Origin of the sequence: Sebaldella sp. S0638, from assembly GCF_024158605.1 — a bacterium.
Taxonomy (GTDB): domain Bacteria; phylum Fusobacteriota; class Fusobacteriia; order Fusobacteriales; family Leptotrichiaceae; genus Sebaldella.
This window is the reverse complement of record NZ_JAMZGM010000047.1, coordinates 1-20,940: the sequence shown is the minus strand read 5'-3', so window position 1 is coordinate 20,940 and position 20,940 is coordinate 1. Positions and strand designations below refer to the sequence as shown.

General features: G+C 32.9%; 19 protein-coding genes. 17 read left to right on the top strand and 2 right to left on the bottom strand.

Features of this window, described 5'->3' with window-relative positions; all coding sequences use genetic code 11:
* Nucleotides 1–4: 4 nt before the first annotated feature.
* From NK213_RS12715 to NK213_RS12700, 4 genes are all read left to right on the top strand, one after another.
* Nucleotides 5–1,498: a cell wall metabolism sensor histidine kinase WalK gene (locus NK213_RS12715; protein ID WP_253349729.1), complete on the top strand. Its 1,494-nt coding sequence runs from the start codon at nt 5–7 to the stop codon at nt 1,496–1,498.
* Nucleotides 1,476–2,969: a cardiolipin synthase gene (cls, locus tag NK213_RS12710; protein WP_253349727.1), complete on the top strand. Its 1,494-nt coding sequence runs from the start codon at nt 1,476–1,478 to the stop codon at nt 2,967–2,969. Before NK213_RS12715 ends, cls begins: the two co-directional genes overlap by 23 nt.
* Before the next feature lie 89 nt (nt 2,970–3,058).
* Nucleotides 3,059–3,904: a tRNA pseudouridine(55) synthase TruB gene (truB, locus tag NK213_RS12705; protein ID WP_253349725.1), complete on the top strand. Its 846-nt coding sequence runs from the start codon at nt 3,059–3,061 to the stop codon at nt 3,902–3,904.
* A gap of 23 nt (nt 3,905–3,927) precedes the next feature.
* Complete coding sequence (locus NK213_RS12700) at nt 3,928–4,326, top strand: hypothetical protein (RefSeq protein WP_253349723.1); 399 nt, start codon at nt 3,928–3,930, stop codon at nt 4,324–4,326.
* A 93-nt stretch (nt 4,327–4,419) separates the two neighbouring features.
* On the opposite strand, the gene NK213_RS12695 is transcribed toward NK213_RS12700, so the two are convergent.
* Entirely contained in the window at nt 4,420–4,572 is a 153-nt protein-coding gene (locus tag NK213_RS12695) for a hypothetical protein (protein ID WP_253349721.1), read from the bottom strand.
* A gap of 40 nt (nt 4,573–4,612) precedes the next feature.
* Entirely contained in the window at nt 4,613–4,834 is a 222-nt protein-coding gene (locus NK213_RS12690; RefSeq protein WP_253349719.1) for a hypothetical protein, read from the bottom strand.
* A gap of 381 nt (nt 4,835–5,215) precedes the next feature.
* Here NK213_RS12690 and rimP point away from each other — a divergent pair, with 381 nt between their 5' ends.
* From rimP to NK213_RS12620, 13 genes are all read left to right on the top strand, one after another.
* Nucleotides 5,216–5,689, top strand: coding sequence for a ribosome maturation factor RimP (gene rimP, locus NK213_RS12685; RefSeq protein WP_253349717.1), 474 nt, complete (start codon nt 5,216–5,218; stop codon nt 5,687–5,689).
* On the top strand, nt 5,686–6,762 hold the full coding sequence (gene nusA, locus NK213_RS12680; protein ID WP_253349715.1) for a transcription termination factor NusA: 1,077 nt from the start codon (nt 5,686–5,688) through the stop codon (nt 6,760–6,762). Before rimP ends, nusA begins: the two co-directional genes overlap by 4 nt.
* Before the next feature lie 5 nt (nt 6,763–6,767).
* Entirely contained in the window at nt 6,768–7,307 is a 540-nt protein-coding gene (locus tag NK213_RS12675) for a DUF448 domain-containing protein (RefSeq protein WP_253349713.1), read from the top strand.
* Nucleotides 7,294–10,614 carry a translation initiation factor IF-2 gene (gene infB, locus NK213_RS20665; RefSeq protein ID WP_371926429.1) on the top strand — a complete coding sequence of 1,107 codons (3,321 nt, stop codon included), beginning with the start codon at nt 7,294–7,296 and terminating at the stop codon, nt 10,612–10,614. The genes NK213_RS12675 and infB overlap by 14 nt, the downstream gene beginning before the upstream one ends.
* 9 nt (nt 10,615–10,623) lie before the next feature.
* A complete protein-coding gene (rbfA, locus tag NK213_RS12660; RefSeq protein WP_253349711.1) occupies nt 10,624–10,986 on the top strand; it encodes a 30S ribosome-binding factor RbfA in 363 nt (120 codons plus the stop codon).
* A 4-nt stretch (nt 10,987–10,990) separates the two neighbouring features.
* Nucleotides 10,991–12,673: a single-stranded-DNA-specific exonuclease RecJ gene (gene recJ / locus NK213_RS12655; RefSeq protein ID WP_253349709.1), complete on the top strand. Its 1,683-nt coding sequence runs from the start codon at nt 10,991–10,993 to the stop codon at nt 12,671–12,673.
* Between the two features lie 8 nt (nt 12,674–12,681).
* Nucleotides 12,682–13,974, top strand: coding sequence for a trigger factor (gene tig / locus NK213_RS12650; protein ID WP_253349707.1), 1,293 nt, complete (start codon nt 12,682–12,684; stop codon nt 13,972–13,974).
* A gap of 53 nt (nt 13,975–14,027) precedes the next feature.
* The gene (gene clpP / locus NK213_RS12645) at nt 14,028–14,600 is read left to right on the top strand and encodes an ATP-dependent Clp endopeptidase proteolytic subunit ClpP (RefSeq protein ID WP_253349705.1); all 573 of its coding nucleotides are present in this window, start codon (nt 14,028–14,030) and stop codon (nt 14,598–14,600) included.
* A 13-nt stretch (nt 14,601–14,613) separates the two neighbouring features.
* Nucleotides 14,614–15,837: an ATP-dependent Clp protease ATP-binding subunit ClpX gene (gene clpX / locus NK213_RS12640; protein ID WP_253349703.1), complete on the top strand. Its 1,224-nt coding sequence runs from the start codon at nt 14,614–14,616 to the stop codon at nt 15,835–15,837.
* 15 nt (nt 15,838–15,852) lie between these two features.
* Nucleotides 15,853–18,162 (top strand): endopeptidase La, encoded by a 2,310-nt coding sequence (lon, locus tag NK213_RS12635; RefSeq protein ID WP_253349701.1) that lies wholly within the window; start codon nt 15,853–15,855, stop codon nt 18,160–18,162.
* Between the two features lie 122 nt (nt 18,163–18,284).
* Entirely contained in the window at nt 18,285–18,866 is a 582-nt protein-coding gene (locus NK213_RS12630) for a TetR/AcrR family transcriptional regulator (RefSeq protein WP_253349699.1), read from the top strand.
* A gap of 105 nt (nt 18,867–18,971) precedes the next feature.
* Nucleotides 18,972–19,565 (top strand): TetR/AcrR family transcriptional regulator, encoded by a 594-nt coding sequence (locus tag NK213_RS12625; protein ID WP_253349697.1) that lies wholly within the window; start codon nt 18,972–18,974, stop codon nt 19,563–19,565.
* Between the two features lie 708 nt (nt 19,566–20,273).
* Nucleotides 20,274–20,903, top strand: coding sequence for an MBL fold metallo-hydrolase (locus NK213_RS12620; protein WP_253349695.1), 630 nt, complete (start codon nt 20,274–20,276; stop codon nt 20,901–20,903).
* The last annotated feature ends 37 nt before the right edge of the window (nt 20,904–20,940 follow it).

Here is a 20,940-nt window from a genome sequence, read left to right as displayed (position 1 = left end):
ACGCATGTTAAAAATAAAATTAGAAGATAGGATAACAGTCAGTTTTGCAGGGCTGTTTCTTATCTTAATTTTGTTATCAAATTTACTGACAATTTACTTTTTGAAGAAACAGAGCCTGAGTGTCGTGGATCGGCAGCTGATACAAAAAGAGACGGAAATACATACATTTTTGGACAGAATTTCATCATATTCGGAAAGATATGACAAGCTTTCCCTGAATTTTAACATGCAGATAGAAGGTAAAAAGCTGGTATATCCAAAGCCTTTTGATCCGGGTAATGAAAATCTGCTCTATATAGTAAGTATAAATGATGAAGTGGCCATAAACAGTTTTTATAATATAGATTTTGCAACTTCAAATTCTAATCTTACAGCAGACTCTGTAATGAACACAATCAAAGAGCATTCAAAAGGTATGACACCTGACAAAATCAGTACTGTAAGTCTCGGTAAAAATGAAATTTACAGATACCAAAATATATCGCAGAATATAAAAGGTATAAAATTCGATATCTATATTCTGAAAAATGTGAGTCAGGAAAACAAAATCTTTGACAGGCTAAGGGTTTTGATCCTGTTTTTTACTGTTTTGGGAATACTTATTACTGTATTTATAAGTATAAAAATAAGTAAAGTCATACTAAAACCTATTAATAACGTAATGCAGACAGGAAAACTCATTTCTACCGATGACCTCAGCAAAAGGATAGAAGTGATAAATTCGGGGGATGAACTGGAAGAGCTGACTAAGATACTAAACCAGATGCTGGACAGAATACAGAAAGCATTTGAAAGCCAGTCAAAATTCGTTTCCGATGCATCACATGAATTAAGAACTCCTCTTGCCATAATAAAAGGTTATGCAGAGATAATAAAGAAAAGAAGACTTTCTGATGAAGAGGTCTTTGATGAATCAATAGATGCTATAATTAACGAAACAGAAAACATGAAAAATCTTGTGCAGAAATTATTAATGCTTGCCAAGGGTGAAGAAGAAAGACTGAATATTACACTTGCGAAAACACCTATGAAAAAATTTATAAAGCAAATAGCATTCGACAGTAAGCTGCTTTCTGTGGATCATGATATAGTGCTTGGTAAAAATGATGACTATACGCTTAACATTGACAGGTCACTGATAAAACAGGCGATAAGAGCATTAATAGAAAATGCTATAAAATATTCACCGGCAAATACTACTATTACAATAGATTCTTATATAGAAGACGGTAAGGCTCGTATATCTGTTTCTGATATGGGAATAGGAATAGACAAGTCAGAGCATGCTAAAATCTTTGAGAGATTCTACAGAGTGGATGAGTCCCGTTCGAAAGATACAGGAGGAACAGGATTAGGTCTTGCAATAGTAAAGAAAATAGCAGATGCACATAATTCGGAAATTCTGGTAGACAGCGCAATTAATAAAGGAACCAAAATAACTCTGTTATTTACAGAATATAGCGAGGGGAATGACGATGAATTCATTGGAGATATTTAGTTGGTTTGAACATCTTTATATAATAATAGTATTAATGTTCGTAGTAGGAATTCTTGCTTCAGGAAAAAAATCAGGCTCTATAATGGCATGGATTTTTGCCGTGTTATTCCTGCCTGTAGTAGGGATAATCCTCTATATGCTTCTTGGAGTGAACTGGCGCAGAAGAAGGATTTTGAAAAATAGGCTGGAAAACAGCCCTAATAAAATGCTGATAAGCCTATCAAACGAACTGGCTAAAAATGAACTCAGCAAATATGATACAAGGGATATATTCAGTTCTTACAAAGAGAATATCGAGAGAACCGATAAATATATGAAAGGTATGCAGGATCACAGCGATGTGGCAAAACTTCTCTATAATACAGGAAGTACATATCTTACGCTGAATACTTCATATGATTTTTATTTTGACGGTGAAGAAGCATTCAATCAGATACTAAAAGATCTCGAAAATGCCAAAGAGAGTATATATATAGAATTTTTTATATGGCGTTCTGATATACTCGGTGAGAGAATAAAAGATGTATTAGTAAAAAAAGCAAACGAAGGTATAGATATAAAGCTGATATTTGATGGTCTCGGGTCATTCGGGCGTATTTCGAGAAAGTACAAAAAAGATCTTGAGAAAGCCGGGATAAAATACAGATATTTTCTTGATGTAAGATATAACATTCTGAAACTTAACTATAGAAATCACAGAAAAATGGTAATAATAGACGGAAAAATCCTGCATACCGGCGGAATGAATCTGGGACAGGAATATATAGACGGCGGCGATAAATTCGAAACATGGAGAGATACAAATATAAGAATTACAGGTGAAATGTGTGTTCATTATCTCGCAGTGTTTATTTCCGACTGGCTGAACAGCAGCGGAAAATTTGAATTTATTATTCCGGAGCTGGAAAACAGCGACTCGGGAGAATATCTTATGCAGCTGTGTGCAAGCGGGCCTGATACTATCTGGTCGTCGCTGCAAATGCTTTATACCAAGATGATAACCGAAGCGCAAGAGGAAATTCTCATAGAAAGCCCTTATTTTGTACCTGATGACAGCATCTTTGAACAGTTGAAAATTGCCGCACTTTCAGGAATAAAGGTAAAAATTATTATGGCAGGAAAGCCTGATAAAAAAATACCTTTCTGGGTAGCAGAGACTTATTTTGAGGAAATAATAGATTCAGGAATGGAAATTTACAGATATCAAAAGGGATTTCTGCACTGTAAAAATATAATAATTGACGGTAAACTTGCTACAATGGGAACTTGTAATTTTGATTTCAGAAGTTTTGAGCTGAATTATGAGATAAATACAGTATATTATAATGAAGAAATGGCTGGAAAATTAAGAGATCAGTTTTTTGAAGATTTAGAATATTGTACTGAGATAAAAGCGGAAGACCTTGACAAAAAAGGAATTCTTTTGAGACTGAGAGATTCTGTTTTCAGGGTTTTATCACCGATACTATAAATGATTCCCTCCAGAATAAATGAAAATTATATTTTTGGAGGGATTTTATTTTTCATGAAAATAATAACAGAAAAAAAGGGAGTCGGAAAATGGACGGAATAATTTTATTAAATAAAGAAAAGGATATAAGCTCATTCAAGGCCATAAATCATCTTAAGTATAAGCTAAAGCTGAAAAAAGTCGGACATGCAGGGACACTTGATCCTCTCGCGGAAGGACTCATGATAGTGCTTGTCAATGATGCTACAAAGCTTTCGGATATGCTTTTGAAACAGAGTAAGGAGTATTATGCCGAGTGCGAACTGGGATATGAGACTGACTCATATGACTGTACCGGGGTAAAAACACAGGTTTATGAAGGGAAAATTACAGTTGACAGAGAGAAAATAATAAATACTCTTGAAGGTTTTCAGGGAGATTATGAACAGACGCCGCCAATGTATTCAGCTATTAAAGTGAACGGGAAAAAGCTTTACGACCTTGCGAGAAAAGGAATAGAGATAGAACGTAAAACCAAAGTCGTAAATATCGGTTATATAAACAGGATAAGCGTAGAGGGTAACAAAGTAGGATTTTATATACATGCGGGAAGCGGAACTTATATCAGGTCTGTAATTCAGGACTTCGGAAGACGTCTTGGAACTTATGCAACAATGACTAAGCTGATAAGAACAAAGATAGGGAAGTTTTCACTTGAAAATGCTTACAGAGAAAAAGAAATAGAAAATGAATCGGTTGTGATGAAAGCAGAAGATATATTTGATTTTCCGGTGCTTCATATCAGCGATGAGGAATATTTCAAAATGAAAAACGGTATTAAATTAAATAAGGATATCACAGACGGTCATTACAGTATTTATAACAACGGGGAATATAAGGGGATAGGGATTTCTGAAGGCGGAATACTAAAAAGATTCAGATATTTTAACGGATAAAATTTATAATTGAGGCAGGTATTATGAAAGGGAGAAAGATAATAAAGGATTCTAATGATGTGCAGGAAGTGAAAGAAAGAATTATAGATAATATAAGATATTATGGCGGGCGGATAACTAACGAGAGTGCATCCGGCTTTGTATTTGAAAAATCTATGTGGACAAGTAAATATAATCCTTTGAGATCAGTTAGTGCGGGAGAGGTTCGAGTTTATAAGGAACTAGATGGAATAACAGTAGAGTATGATATATCAGGAAATACAATATTAAATATTTTGGGTGTAATAGGAGTTATTTGGATTTTATTTTCATCATTTGATGAAAGTGCAGAAAAAGGACTATTTGTAGCTGCAATAGCAGCTGTGGTCATCCCGTCAGGTATATTTTATGACAGATATAGAGTATTAAGACTTTTGAGATAATTCATAAGGTTAATAGTGATAAATTATTATATTGAAAAACTAAAAATACGCTGGAATATATTTAACAGCGTATTTTTAATATATAATTTTAAATTAATTATCTGATTTATTTGCATGTCTTTCAGCAAGCCTTAACATTTCCTCGTCAAATTCTTTAAACATTTTTCTTATTTCGTCATAAAATTTCTGGTTTTCCACGGGATCTTCTGCCGCTCTTTTCTTCATTTCCGGAATTTTTATTCTCATTTTTTTAGATTCAAAATTTAATTTTTGTAATTTTTTTATATCACTTGCTTCCGCAGCGATAATAAGCTCTTTTAAGCAGAGTTCTGTTTTTGTTAACAAACTTTTGAATGATAGGATCTTTAAATGTAACATCATCAGTTGCTCTAACAACTGATTCAGAATTATCGGTAAATGTGACAGATTCAGGACCTTCATCACTGAATGCCGGTATTTTACCAAAAGTAAGTAAAATTAACAATAAAAACAATATTTTTTTTAACACGAAAAACCTCCTGATAAATTATATCAGGAATAATTTATTTTTTACTCAAAAAAAGAAATTACTCACTAAAAATCTATTTTTTTTTAAATCACATATTTTTATCATTTTAAATATAATCCATAAAATTAAACGATAGTTATATTTGGGACAGGCTATGGAAATATTTCTGATATAATATATTCTACAACTAAGTATTTTAGGCATATTGAATATACTTGTAATAAAAAGCAATAACTTTTCTAAATACTCCCATATATTTTTTATATAAAACCCTTGAAATCTTAGGGAAAATATGATATTATAGTTATTGAAAAATAATCTTAGGTGCAAGAGTGGTTCATTCCACTCTTTGCTTTTTAAATAAAGAGGTGATAGTAAAAAATGGAGCAGATTCTTTTAGAAATAGAAAAAACCATAACTTCTTATTTGGACGAAATGAATCTGGAATTAGCCGATCTTGAATATGTATCAGAAGGAGGATATAACTACTTAAGAATATATATAGAAAGAGTAGACGGAGTAACAAGCATAGAAGATTGTGTTGGTTTCAGCGAAAAGGTAGATCCACTGATAGAGGATTTTATTAAAGATAAGTTTTTTTTAGAGGTTTCTACGCCAGGGATAGAAAGAAGATTAAGAAAAGAAAGAGATTTTTTGAGATTCAAAGGCAAGAAAATACGACTGGCTCTAAAAAGTAAGGTTAATGATAAAAAAGTTCTGACGGGAGATTTGGTAGACTTTATCAATAATGAAGTAGTAGTAAACATAGAAGGAACACTAATAAATATTCCATTAGAAAAAGTAAAAAAGGCAAATCTCATATTTGAAATGCCGGATTTTAAGGAGGAAGTATGAAAGCGAAAGATCAGAGAATCTTTTTAGAGGCTTTGGATGAACTAGAAAAAGAAAAGGGAATAAAAAAAGAAGAATTACTGGAAGCCATAGAGACAGCCCTGCTTGCAGCATATAAAAAGAATTACGGAGAAAAAGAAAACGCAGAGGTAAAGATAAATCATGATACCGGAGAAGTAAAAGTCTTTTCCAGAAAAGAAATAGTCGATGAGGTGGAAAATCCCGAATACGAAATAAGCTTGGACGACGCTAAGAATTTCAAAAAAAGGGCGAAAGTAGGAGGCGTTGTGGAACTGGAAATAAATGCCGAGGACTTTAAAAGAAACGCAATACAAAATGCAAAACAGATAGTAATACAAAAAGTAAGAGAATGTGAAAAACAAAATATTTATAACAACTTTAAAGAAAAAGAAAATTCTATAGTAACCGGTATAGTAAGAAAAGTAGATGAAAAAGGAAGCCTTTATATAGATATAAACGGGCTGGAAGCTATAATCCCGGAAAAAGAGCTGTCTGATACAGATATCTTTAAACAGGGAGACAGAGTAAAAGTATATATCGGTAAAGTAGAAGAAGGAACAAAATTCACAAAAACTTTTATTTCAAGAAAATCGGAAGAAATGATAAGAAAGCTGTTTGAGCTGGAAATTCCTGAGATAGAAGACGGAGTAATAGAAATAAAATCCGTAGCAAGAGAAGCGGGAAGCAGAACAAAAGTCGCGATCTATTCTGATGATCCCAATCTTGATGTAAAGGGTGCCTGCATAGGAAAAGGCGGAATGAGAATTCAAAGTATAATTGATGAACTAAAAGGTGAAAAAATAGATATTGTTTTGTGGAACGAGGACATAAGATATTTCGTGAAAAACGCTTTAAATCCGGCAGAGGTAATTTCTGTGGAAATTATTGAAGATAATGGGGAAGAGATAGCAAAGGTAGAAGTAGTAAGTGATCAGTTATCACTGGCCATAGGGAAAAAAGGTCAGAACTCAAGACTTGCAGCAAAACTTTGCAGTATAAAAATAGACATCTTTACTTCAGAACTTCCAGCTGACTCTGAGCCGGAAGAAGAGTAGGTGTTATGCCCGAAAGAATGTGTATAATCTGCAAAAAGCGAAATGGAAAGCAAAATCTATTTAGATTTTCATCTGTAGACGGCAGATATCTTTATGACATTGATCAGAAGATTCAGAGCAGAGGTTTCTACTTATGCGATAATCCGGCATGTTTGAATGCATTGTCAAAGCATAAGAAATTTAAAGTAGAGCCGGACGAACTGATGAAGATTCTGAGTGTGCTGAAAAAGAAGAATAAAGATATTTTAGATATTTTAAAAAGTATGAGAGGCTCTGAAAATTTGGTTTACGGAATGGAAGAAACCATGGAGGCCATGAAAAGAGGCAGGGTAAAACTAATAGTAGTTCCCGCAGATATAAAGAAAAATCATATGATAGAATTAGATAATCTTTGTGAAAAACACAAGGTGAAGAAAATAGTAACAGGAAAGAGAGAAGATCTGGAGAAAATATTCGAAAGAAATCTTAATATCGTAGGGATTACGAATAAAAGAGCCGTAGAGGGAATAATGAAAAAGTTGGAGGTGACAAATGAGAGTACATGAGTTGGCAAAGGAACTTGGATTTGAGAATAAGGAATTTATAGATAGACTAAAAAAAGTCGGAGTTGACGTAAAGTCTCATTTATCAGGATTAAGTGATGATCAGGAAAAATCAATTAGAGATAAAATGAAAAAAGCATCAGCCCCGGATATGAGTTCCAAAAAAGAACCAAGCACCAGTAAAGACAAAGTGAAAAGTGATAATCACATTGTAAAAGAAAAAATAGTCTTTAATAGTGTAGAAGCGGATAAAGGTTCAAAAGATGTCAGAACAGAGAAACATACAGAAGTCAAAACTGTAAAAAATAATATAGAAAAGGCAGTGAAATCTGAGAATAAAAATATGGAGAATACAGTAAATAACTCAAATAAAAATTTCAATCATGACAAAGATAACCAAAATCAAAGTCGTGAACAGGATAAAAATAATCAAAACAGATCTGGTCAAAATAGAGACGGACAAAACAGAAATTACAATCAAAACAGAGATAACCAGAATAGAGACGGACAAAACAGAGGTTATAACCAAAACAGAGACAACCAGAACAGGGACGGGCAAAACAGAGGATATAACCAAAACAGAGACAACCAGAACAGGGACGGGCAAAACAGAGGATATAATCAAAACAGAGACAACCAGAACAGAGACGGACAAAACAGAGGATATAACCAAAACAGAGACAACCAAAACAGAGGATACAACCAAAATAGAGATAATCAAAATAGAGACGGGCAAAACAGAGGATATAACCAAAACAGAGACAACCAGAATAGAGACGGACAAAACAGAGGTTATAATCAAAATAGAGACAACCAGAACAGGGATGGGCAAAACAGAGGTTATAACCAAAACAGAGATAATCAAAATAGAGACGGGCAAAACAGAGGTTATAACCAAAACAGAGACAACCAGAACAGGGACGGGCAAAACAGAGGATATAACCAAAATAGAGACAACCAGAACAGAGACGGGCAAAACAGAGGATATAACCAAAACAGAGACAACCAGAACAGAGATGGACAAAATAGAGGATATAATCAGAACAGGGACGGACAAAACAGAGGATATAACCAAAACAGAGATAATCAAAACAGAGACGGACAAAACAGAGGATATAACCAAAATAGAGACAACCAGAACAGAGACGGGCAAAACAGAGGTTATAACCAAAATAGAGACAACCAGAACAGAGACGGGCAAAACAGAGGTTATAACCAAAATAGAGACAACCAAAACAGAGACGGACAAAACAGAGGTTCCGGATATGGAAGAGATCAGGGCAACAGAAGCAATGATTACAGAGGGAACAAGGATAATGCAAAAGGAGCAGCAGCTCCGGCAGCAGCAGATGATAAAAAGACAAAAACAATAAAGCCGTCTGTTAAGAAAAAGTTTGATAAAAAGAAATACGAAGAAGAAAAAAGAAAAAAAGACGAAGAAAGAAAACTTAGTGATATCAGATCAGATTTCAGAAAAGAAGACAAAAAGAAAAAGTTCAAGAAAAGAGATAAGACAGCTGAGAGAAATGACCTTGTAAGAGCCGAAGTGGAAAAAGTAGGTATGATTACAATAGGAGAGGAAATTTCTATAAAAGAACTTGCTGAAAAATTAGGATTAAATCTTTCTGATATTATAAAAAAATTCTTCATGATGGGGAAAATTCTTACTGCAAACGCTATACTGAACTTTGAAGAAGCAGAAGAAGTAGCAATGGAATATGATGTTCTTATAGAAAAAGAAGAAGCAGAAGAAATAAGCTACGGAGATAAATACGAACTTGAAATATCGGATAAAGCGGATGATCTTGTATTAAGACCACCGGTAATTACAATAATGGGACACGTAGATCACGGGAAAACATCACTTTTGGATTCATTGAGAAAGACACATATAATGGATGACGAGGCTGGAGGAATAACACAAAAGATAGGGGCTTACCAGATAAAGTGGAAAAATCAGAAAATAACATTTATAGATACACCGGGTCACGAAGCGTTTACTGAAATGAGATCAAGAGGAGCTAAAGTAACAGATATAGCAATTCTTATAGTAGCTGCTGATGACGGGGTAAAACCTCAGACAGTAGAAGCAATATCACATGCTAAAGAAGCTGGAGTTCCTATAATAGTAGCAATAAACAAAATAGACAAACCGGATGCGAATCCTATGAAAGTAAAACAGGAACTTCTTGAATACGGACTGATAGCTCCTGAATGGGGAGGACAAACTGAATTCGTGGAAATTTCCGCTAAAAACAGAATAAATCTTGAAGAACTTCTGGAAACAATAACGATTACTGCAGAACTCCTTGAATTAAAGGCAAATCCTAAGAAAAGAGCAAAAGCAGTAGTAATAGAGTCAAGACTTGACCCGAAAATGGGAGCTGTGGCAGATATACTAATTCAGGAAGGTAGTCTGAAAATAGGTGATATCTTTGTAGCAGGAGAATCTCACGGAAGAGTAAGATCAATGGTAGACGACAGAGGTTCGAAAAAAACAAAAGCAAGTCTTTCAGAACCGGTGGAAATCACAGGATTTAACAATATACCTGAAGCCGGAGATGTGCTGTATGTAGTTAATAACGACAAACAGGCTAAGAAAATAGTAGAAGACTTCCTGAAAGAAAGAAAACAGAACGAACAAAACAAGAAAAAACATATATCACTGGAAAGTCTGTCAAAAGAATTGGAAGAACAGCAGCTTAAAGAATTAAAATGTATAATAAGAGCTGATTCTAAAGGTTCTGTAGAAGCATTAAGAGAATCACTTGAAAAATTATCTGATGAAAAAGTAATGATAAATATTATACAGGCTAGTTCGGGAGCAATTACAGAAGGTGACGTAAAGCTTGCAGAAGCTTCTGATGCGATCATAATAGGATTTAACGTAAGACCTACTACACCTGCAAGAAATGAAGCCGAAAAACTTGGTGTAGAAATAAGAACTTATAATGTAATTTACCATATTACAGAAGAAATAGAGAAAGCTATGAAAGGACTTCTTGATCCTGAATTCAGAGAAATATACAACGGAAGAATAGAAGTACAGAAAGTATTCAAGGTAACAGGAGTAGGAAATATAGCCGGAGCTGTGGTAGTAGACGGAAAAGTGTTGAAAGATTCCAAAATAAGAGTACTTAGAGACGGAATAATTCTATATGAAGGTGAAATCGGTTCGTTGAAAAGATTTAAAGATGATGCAAAAGAAGTAATAAACGGACAGGAATGCGGAATAGGAATTAAGGACTTTAACGACATAAAAGAAGGAGATCTTATAGAAGCTTACGTATTAGAAGAGATTCCTAGATAAGGTGATTATATGAATGATAGAAAAAGACAGGGACTGGAAAAAGAAATATCAAGAGTAATAGGAACGGTTCTTCTTACAGAGGTAAAAAATGATAAAATAAGAAGGCTGGTAACTATAAAAGAAACGACTCTCAGCAAAGACGGGAAATATGTTGATTTATTTTTTTCCATCTTAGATATAGATGAAAAACTAAATAAAGAAAAACTCATAGAAGATCTGAATAAACTAAAAGGCTTTTTTAGAAAGGCAATTGGTTCGGAATTGACAGTAAGACATACTCCGGAAGTAAGAATACATATAGATAATACTGCGGAATACGGAGTAAAAATATCTTCGATCCTTAACCAGATATCTAAAAAAGATAGCGAGTGATTCTATGAGGTGGGAGTTATTAAATTATAACGATGAATACATTCAGAGTAAGAGTAAGGAGTTTAATACTGATAAGTTAATAACGGAGTTATTACTGAACAGAGGAATTACAAATAAAGAAGACGTAGAAAAATTTTTGAATCCGTCAATGGAAAATATTAATGATCCATTTTTATTTGAGGATATGGAAAGGATAGTCGCAAGAATTATCGTTGCTAGAAAAAATAAGGAAAAAGTCTTTATTTACGGTGATTATGATGTAGATGGAATTTCCGGAACAGCTTATTTAATAATAGTATTAAGAAATCTGGGTATTAATGTAGATTACTTTATCCAAAACAGGGTGCATGAAGGCTCAAAAATCAACAAGCATTTTGTTAATTATATAAAAAAGAGAAATGCAAAACTGGTAATAACAGTGGATACAAGTTTTGGAAGTATTGAAGAAATAGAACTTCTGACTAAAAACGGAATAGATTTAATAATAACCGACCATCACAGACAGATAAACAAAATAAAAATGGATGTAAAAACAATAAATCCAAAGATTAGCAAAACCTATCCTTTTAAGCATCTGTCAGGCTCAGGCGTGGCATATAAACTGGCAGATGCTGTTTATGAAAGGCTCGGTGTAAGTAAAAAAATACTTCATGACTATATGGACATAGTGATGATAGGAACTGTGGCAGATGTAGTGCCGATGACTGACGAAAACAGGTTTATAATAAAACAGGGACTGGCAAACCTGAAAAAAACAAGGGTAAAAGGTCTGGAATACCTGATAATATATCTGAAATTAAATGCTCGCAGTATAAATACGAGCGATATCGGCTTCTATATTGCACCAATGCTGAATGCACTGGGAAGAATAGACAGTTCAAAAATGGTTGTTGATTTTTACATAGAAAAAGATGATTTTAAAATTTTTAATATCATAGAAGAAATGAAAAGGGCTAATAAGATAAGACGTTATCTTGAAATAAATATTTATAACGAGATTGAAGAAAAAATCGCAAAAATGAAAGAAAAGCCCAAATATATATTTATGAAGAGCAAGAAATGGCATTCCGGGGTAACAGGGGTGGTTTCCTCAAGGTTATCACTAAAATATAATATACCTGTAATAATTATATCAATAAAAAACGGTTACGGAAAAGCTTCGTGCAGAAGTGTGGAAGGACTGAATATATTTGATATACTCAAGGAAATATCCAACAAATTTGAGAGATTCGGGGGACATGATCTGGCAGCAGGCTTTCTCGTAACAGAAAAAGTATTGTTTCAGATAGAAAAGTATTTGAAAAACAGACTTTACAGACTGAATAAATCAGATATAGAGAAAAAATTTCTTATAGACTCATATTTATCAATAGAAAATATAAATAAAACTCTCGTAAGGGAGATAAATAAGCTGTCACCATTTGGTCTTGATAATCAGGAACCGAATTTTATAGATGATGATGTGACACTGTTAAATTATACAAAATTTGGTGTGGACTCCAGACATTTTAAAGGAATGGTAGCCAGAGGCAATAAAAGATTACCTGTAATCGGCTATAATCTGGGAGATAAAATAAACACACAAAAATCCGGTAAAAAGATGGAAATCCTTTATACTCCGGTTCTGAAATACGGTAAAAATGATTTTTTTATAGAATTGAAACTAAAAGATTTTAAATATAATTAGGAGGAAAAATGTACGAGATCAAAAAACTAGAAGGATCAAAATATGAGGTAAAGATAACTAGAGAAAAAGACGATGTAGCAAAAATGAAGGAAGAAGCAATAAAAACTCTGAAAAAAAATGTAAAAATGGATGGTTTCAGACAAGGGCATGTACCTGATAATGTTATTGAAAAGAATTACGAAGGAAACATAAAAGAAGAAATGGCCAACAAAGTAATTGAGGATGAATATCAGGAAATACTTGAAAAAGAAGGAATAAAGCCTATAGATTATTTAAAAATAAAAGAATTCAATGTTGATGATGATAAATTGGAATTAGTAGGGGAAATACAGGTAATGCCTGAAATTAAAATCGGAGAATACAAAGGAATAGAAGCTGAAAAAGCCGGAGTAGAAATCACTGATGAAGTTTTGGAAGCAGAACTTGACAGATTAAGAGAAGCAAACGGAAAACTTAAAGAAATAGAAGATGCTGAATTAGCAACATTTGATGATGTAGTAAATATTGATTTTGAAGGATTCGTAGACGGAGAAGCATTTGCAGGAGGAAAAGCAGAAGGATTCGATCTTAAATTAGGTTCAAAATCATTTATAGATAATTTTGAAGATCAGATAGCAGGACATAAAAAAGGCGAAGACATAGAAGTAAATGTTACTTTCCCTGAAGAATATCATTCAGCTGACCTTGCAGGTAAGCCGGCTATGTTCAAAGTAAAAGTAAATACTATAAAAAGACTTGAAAAGCCTGAATTAAATGATGAATTCGCAAAAGATCAAAACTTTGAAAATGTGGAAGAATTAAAGACAAAAACAAAAGAAAGACTTGAAAATTCTGAAAAAATGAAAGCTGATAATGAATTCCAAGGCAAAGTTCTTGAGCAGATAGTAGCTAATGCAGAACTTGATATACCGGAAGTATTAATCGAAAGAGAAATAGACCAAAGATTAAGACAGTTTGATTCTCAGTTAAGAATGCAGGGAATGGACTTAGGTAAATATGTGGAAATGACAGGTCAAAGTATCGAAAGCATGAGAGCTCCGTTAAAAGAAGATGCAGAAAAAGCAGTTAGAGCCGACCTTGTAATCAGCGAAATTTCTAAATTAGAAAATATAGCAGCAGAAGCCGATGAAGTAGAGAAAAAAATAGAAGAAGTAGCAGCTATGTACGGTATGGAAAAAGCACAGCTTGTAAACGAAGCTAAAAGAGCCGGAAATTATAACAATTTCGTAAATAGTATAAAGTATGACCTGATCGCTAGAAAAACAATTGAGTTTTTAATGAAAGAAGCAAAGGAAAAATAAGGAAATTATAAGGATAGTATGATACTTTATAAATTAAGGAGGCTAAACATCATATGTATAATCCGATAGTAATAGAAAATGACGGCCGGGGAGAAAGAAGTTATGATATCTATTCAAGACTGCTGAAAGACAGAATAATATTTCTGGGCGGAGAAGTAGAAGATAATATGGCTAATTCAATAATAGCACAGCTTCTGTTTCTGGATGCACAGGACAGCGAGAAAGATATCACAATTTATATTAACAGTCCCGGAGGTGTAATAACATCAGGTCTTGCAATATACGATACAATGCGTCATATTAACGCCGACGTATCTACAGTATGTGTAGGGCAGGCTGCAAGCATGGGAGCTTTGCTTCTTGCAGCAGGAACAAAAGGAAAAAGGTATTCACTGCCTAATTCCAGAATTATGATCCATCAGCCTTTGGGCGGTGCTCAGGGACAGGCAACTGATGTGTTGATACAGGCAAGAGAAATGGAAAGAATAAAGACCCTGGTTAATGGAATATTAAGTGAAGCTACAGGTAAAGATATCAAGGAAATATATTCGGACACTGAAAGAGACAACTTTATGAATGCAAATGAAGCATTGGAATATGGGCTGATAGACAAAGTGATAGAATAATAGAGGTGAAAAAGTGAATAAGAAAGTACATAAATGCTCATTTTGCGATAAGTATGAGGATGAAGTATACAGACTGATTGCAAATCCGGATAATACGGTATTTATTTGCGATGAATGTATAGAATCGTGCTATGACTTAATAGAAGATGAGATGAAGTATGATAATTATCTGGAACAGGATCACGGATTAAAGTTATATAAGCCTAGTGAGATAAAGAAGAAACTGGATGATTATATTATAGGTCAGGATGAGGCTAAAAAGGTACTGGCAGTTTCGGTGTATAACCATTATAAAAGAATAACCCACAAACTTCAGAATGTGGATGATATAGAGCTGCAAAAATCAAATGTGCTTCTGATAGGACCTACAGGAAGCGGGAAAACATTACTGGCGCAGACACTGGCAAAGATACTGAATGTGCCTTTTGCTATAGCTGATGCAACTACTCTGACTGAAGCAGGATATGTCGGTGATGATGTGGAAAATGTATTGCTGAAACTGATAAAAGCTGCAGATTATGATATAAATGCGGCTCAGCACGGAATAATCTACATTGACGAAATAGATAAAATAGCAAGAAAATCTGAAAACATGTCTATAACAAGAGATGTTTCCGGTGAAGGTGTCCAGCAGGCACTGTTAAAAATAATAGAAGGAACAGTATCTTCTGTTCCTCCGCAGGGCGGAAGAAAACACCCTAATCAGGAAATGATAGAAATAGATACTAAGGATATTTTATTCATAGTAGGGGGTGCATTTGAAGGGCTTGAAGAAAAGATAGAAAACAGACTTAATATAAAAAGAGTAGGTTTCGGTGTGGATCATACAAAAGAAAAACTTAATGCACTTACTATCTTTAAGAATGTTCTTCCGGAAGATCTTATCAAATTCGGGCTTATTCCCGAGCTGGTAGGAAGAGTTCCTATAATTACAGCTCTTAGCGGTCTGGATGAAGAAGCTCTGGTAAAAATACTGACAGAGCCGAAGAATTCACTGATAAAGCAGTATAAGAAATATCTTGAGCTTGAGAATGTAAGCCTTGAGTTTAAGGAAGATGCAATAGAAGAAATAGCAAAAATGGCATATGAGAGAAAAATCGGAGCCAGAGGTCTTAGATCAATCATGGAAGGTATAATGATAGATATAATGTATGATATTCCTTCTAAGAAAAATATTAAAAAAGTTACAGTAACTAAAGAAGCAGTAAAAAATAAAGATGAAATAATTATTGAGTAAAGGTTAGGAGGCAATATGATAAAAAAACCATTTATTGCAACTAGAGACTTGGTAGTTTTTCCCGGAGTAGTAACTCCGATATTCGTGGGGCGTGAGGCGAGTCTGGCTAGTTTGGAAAAAGCAATTTCCAAATATAATAATAAGCTTATCTTGTCTACACAGAAAGACCCTAACATGGAAGAACCAAATTTTCCAGAAGATATATACAGTATAGGAGTGTTGGTTCATATATTTCAAACTGTAAAAATGCCTAATGGAAATGTGAAAGTACTTGTAGAAGCTAAACACAGAGTATTAATAAAAGAGGTAATGGAAGAAGACGGAATTTATTATTCCGATTATGAAGATATTTTCTCGAAACCAATAGAAGAAACAAAGGCGGAAGCATTAAAAAGAAAAGTAATAGAAGAATTTGAAAATTATGCAAAAATAACAGGAAGAATTCTGCCGGATCTTATTTATAACCTGAAAGAGATCAAGAATATTGATAAGGCTTTTGATCTGATATGTACAAACCTGTTAATAGAAACAAGAATAAAACAGGAATTGCTTGAGATTCTTGATATAGAGCAAAGAGCATACAAGATTTTGAGCATACTTGAAAAAGAAATAGAGATTTTCTCACTGGAAAAAGATATTGAGAATAAAGTAAGGGAACAAATGGCCGAAGTACAGAAAAATTATTATCTGAGAGAAAAGATCAAGGCCATGAAGGAAGAAATGGGAGATGATACTGATTCTGAGGATGAAGTGGAAGAACTCGCTGAAAGAATGGAAGAATCAGGAATCCCTATAGAACTGAAAGAAAAACTCAGAAAAGAAATTTCCAGAATGAAAAAAATGCCTGATTACTCAGCGGAAGCATCTGTTATCAGATCTTATGTAGAGACAATACTTGATATACCGTGGACTACTTCCACTGAAGACAGTATTGACATAGAGAAGGCAGAAAAAATTCTAAATGAGGATCACTATGGACTTGAGGAAGTAAAAGAAAGAATTCTTGAATTTCTTGCAGTAAAGAAATTAAATAATAACCTGAAAGGTTCGATTATTTGTTTAGTAGGACCTCCGGGAGTAGGAAAAACATCACTTGCACACTCTGTAGCAAGAGCAATGGACAGAAAATTCGTAAGAATTTCACTTGGCGGTGTAAGAGATGAAGCAGAAATAAGAGGACACAGAAGAACATATATAGGATCAATGCCTGGAAGAATAATCAGTGCATTGAAACAGATAGGTGTTAATAACCCTGTTATGCTGTTTGATGAAATAGATAAAATGGCGTCTGACTTTAGGGGAGATCCTTCATCAGCAATGCTGGAAGTTCTGGATCCCGCACAAAATAACACATTTGAAGATCACTATGTAGATGCACCTTTTGATTTATCAAAAGTATTCTTCATAACTACGGCAAATGATCTTGGCGGAATACCAGGCCCTTTGAGAGACAGAATGGAAATAATATACATAGAATCATATACAGAATTCGAAAAGCTTAATATAGCAAAAAGATATCTGATTCCTCAGACTCAGGAAGAAAACGGATTAAAGGATTACAAAGTAGAGTTTGATGATGATGCAATATTTAAAATAATAAATGAATATACAAGAGAAGCCGGAGTAAGAAACCTTCGCCGTGAAATAAGCAAAGTTTTCAGAAAAGTGGCTAAAGAAGTGGTGGATAAAAGAAAAGCCAAGATAGTAATAAATAAAAATAAAATAAAAAATTATCTTGGAAATGCCAAATTCAGACCTGACAAAATGAAAGAAAAAGAAGGAAAGATCGGAGTAGTAAATGGCCTTGCATGGACATCTGTAGGTGGAACAACACTTGAAGTTCAGGCTGTGAAAATGGAAGGTAAAGGAAATCTGCTGCTTACAGGTAAATTGGGAAGCGTTATGCAAGAATCTGCAAAGGTAGCTTATTCTTATGTAAGATCAATAAAAAATAAGCTGAAAGTAAAAGATAAGTTTTATGAAACGGATGATGTGCATTTACATTTTCCAGAAGGAGCAGTGCCAAAAGACGGACCGTCTGCCGGAGTTACTATTACAACTGCAATTATATCTGTCCTTACTAATAAAGAAGTAAGACAGGATGTGGCAATGACCGGAGAAATAACTATAACGGGAGAAGTGCTTGCAGTAGGCGGAATAAAGGAGAAAGTCATTGGTGCGCACAGAGTGGGAATAAGGGAAGTAATACTGCCGTTTGATAATAAAATAGATACTGAAGAGCTTCCTCAAGAAATAAAAGACGATATGAAATTTTATTTCGCCAAAGTTTATGACGATGTAAAAAAAATAGCTTTTAAAAAATAGTTGAAAGGGGGTTTTTATAACCCTCTTTTTCTTAAAAAAAGTTATTTTAAAAAAAATTATATCGTTTCAATATTTAAATATGTTATAATTATTTTAATCTTAATGTTGAAAGGAAAATAGATATGGATACTAAAGAAAAGATTTTAGTGGGAATGTTGGAATTAATTTGGGATAAAGGACTAGAAAAAGCTTCTATCGGCTCACTGGCTAAGAAGATAAAAATAAGCCCGGGAAACATATATTATTATTTTACTGACAAGACAGAAATATTAAATACGCTTTACTATTATTGTTTTGAGCAATTAGTTTCTTCTGTAAGAAGAGATATTTATAAAGATATAAGAGATAACTATACTAATGAAAATGTAGAGGACAAAATCAGATATTTTCTAAAAGAAATTATAGTTTTTTACAGAGAAAATCCTTATATTCTTAATTATATGATAACAGCAAAGAGTTCGTCATATTTATCAGATGATTTGAAAAAAAGAATGCTTAACTATGTAGAGTCTTACTCAGTATTTTTAGATGAACTGAAAGAGAAGAAAATGGTAAAGCAGATACCTACACAAACAATGATTTTATATTTTACAACAGTAATATATGAATTCTTAAAGCAGGATGTTTTACTTCATAATATTTCTCTTGATGATGAAAAAATAAATGATATTGTAACTTTATTTTTAACAGGAATAATTGCATAAATCTGAAAAAAAGATACTAAAATAGCGAAAATTGTATTTGTTTTTTATTAATAGTGTGATATGATAGTAGTAACAATGTTTTATTGAAGGGGAGTCGAGTATATCATGGAGTTTTTACATACAAAAGAAAAAATTTTGACCGGAATGTTGAAATTAATATGGGAAGTTGGTTTAGAAAGATCCTCAATAGCATTATTATCACAGAAAATAAAAATAAGTCCAGGAAATATTTACTATTATTATAAAGGAAAAGAAGAAATTATTAATTCTTTATGTTTTTATTGTTTTGATCAGCTTAACAGCACTATAAAGCCGAAAGAATACATTGCTTTTTATGATAACTGCAGTGTTGAAGAGCTGGAAAAAGAGTTTAAGTCATTTATAACAAAAATGATAATTTTTTATAAAAATAATCCGCATATTATAAACTATGTCACAATAGTTAACGGTTCTTCATATATAAAAAAAGAGATGAAGAAAAAAATAAGAGTAGAAAAAGATGTATACTGGAAATTTTTGGAAAAATTAAAAGAAAATAAAGCGATAAAAGATGTATCAACAAATATATTGATATCATTTATTACCTCGGTTTTACATGATGTAATAGTTCAGGATGTGATATTAAATAATCTGACCTTAGATGATAAGAAAATAGATTCGCTTTTTAACCTGATATGGTCTGGTTTGTCATCAGAGTAAAAATGTTCTGCGAAGAGTCTGGATAGAATTTCAATCCGGATTTAGCAGAACATTTTTATTAAATGTATTTTTGATTAATAAAAATAAAATGTCTTATAAAATAAGAAAATATAAGTAAAAAAAACCATAATAAAATTTTTTTGAACTATTTTATAAAAATATAGAATTTTTTATATAAAAAAGGAAATATTCCGGAAGATAATAAAATAATTCCCAAATAATAAATATAGTCAGAAAAATTATTTTAAAGACAGTAAATTATAAAATACATAATAATGATTAAGGATTTGTGTATTTTATTTATTGATTGACAAACTAATATTGAAGTTATATAATATTTTTAATTAGCAAGCTATGTTTTTAATTCTGCGTTTTATTTATGACTGTAATTATGTAGAAATAAAAGACATAGTACATAAAAAATTAAACATTACAAACTCAATTCGAAAAATTATTTTTAGATCTAAAATTATTTAACCCTATCAAAATTAATATACTCTGTATTGAATATTATTATTTTCTCAAGTTGATAAAAGATATAAGAAATTTTTATTTTATCTTAAATAGAGTATCTTTATGTAATTGAAAAAGAATAAATTTATTAAGGAAATAAAAAATTATATAAAACTACTGGTTATATGAAAATTCTGTCTGATGTTTTTCACAGTTTTGATTTTTTAATTATTAAATAAATTTAGGAGGGAATTCATGAAAAATAAAAAAAATGTATTGAAAATAGTAATGTTATCTTTAGTTTTATCAATGAGTTTATTCGCAGCAGAAGAAGCTAAAGAAGCAACAAATTTCACTAAAAATGTAAATAATCAAGTATTAAACGAATTACCGTTCAGCGATACACAGGATTTTGAAGATGCTAAAAAAGGTTTTATTGAAGAACTTCCAGACTTAGTGATAAAAGGAAGCGACGGACATAATGTCTGGGATTTGAACAGTTTTCAGTTTTTGAACGGTAAAGGTGCACCAGCAACTGTAAATCCGAGTTTGTGGAGAATAGCACAGATAAATAACATTAACGGTCTCTTCAAAGTAACCGACCGGGTATATCAGATAAGAGGTTTTGATCTTTCAAATATGACAATTATAGAAGGAAACAGCGGTCTTATAATAATAGATCCGCTGGTAGCCGCAGAAACTTCAAAAGCAGGTCTTGATCTTTATTATAAAAACAGACCTAAAAAGCCTGTAAAAGCAGTGATTTACAGTCATAGCCACGTGGATCACTATGGGGGAGTGAAAGGTGTAATAACTGAAGATGACGTAAAATCCGGCAGAGTAAAAATTGGTGTTAGTATGAAAAAGTGGACACAAAAATCTTGATTGTGTAAACTAATTGAGAGAAGGCAGGTGTCCGAAA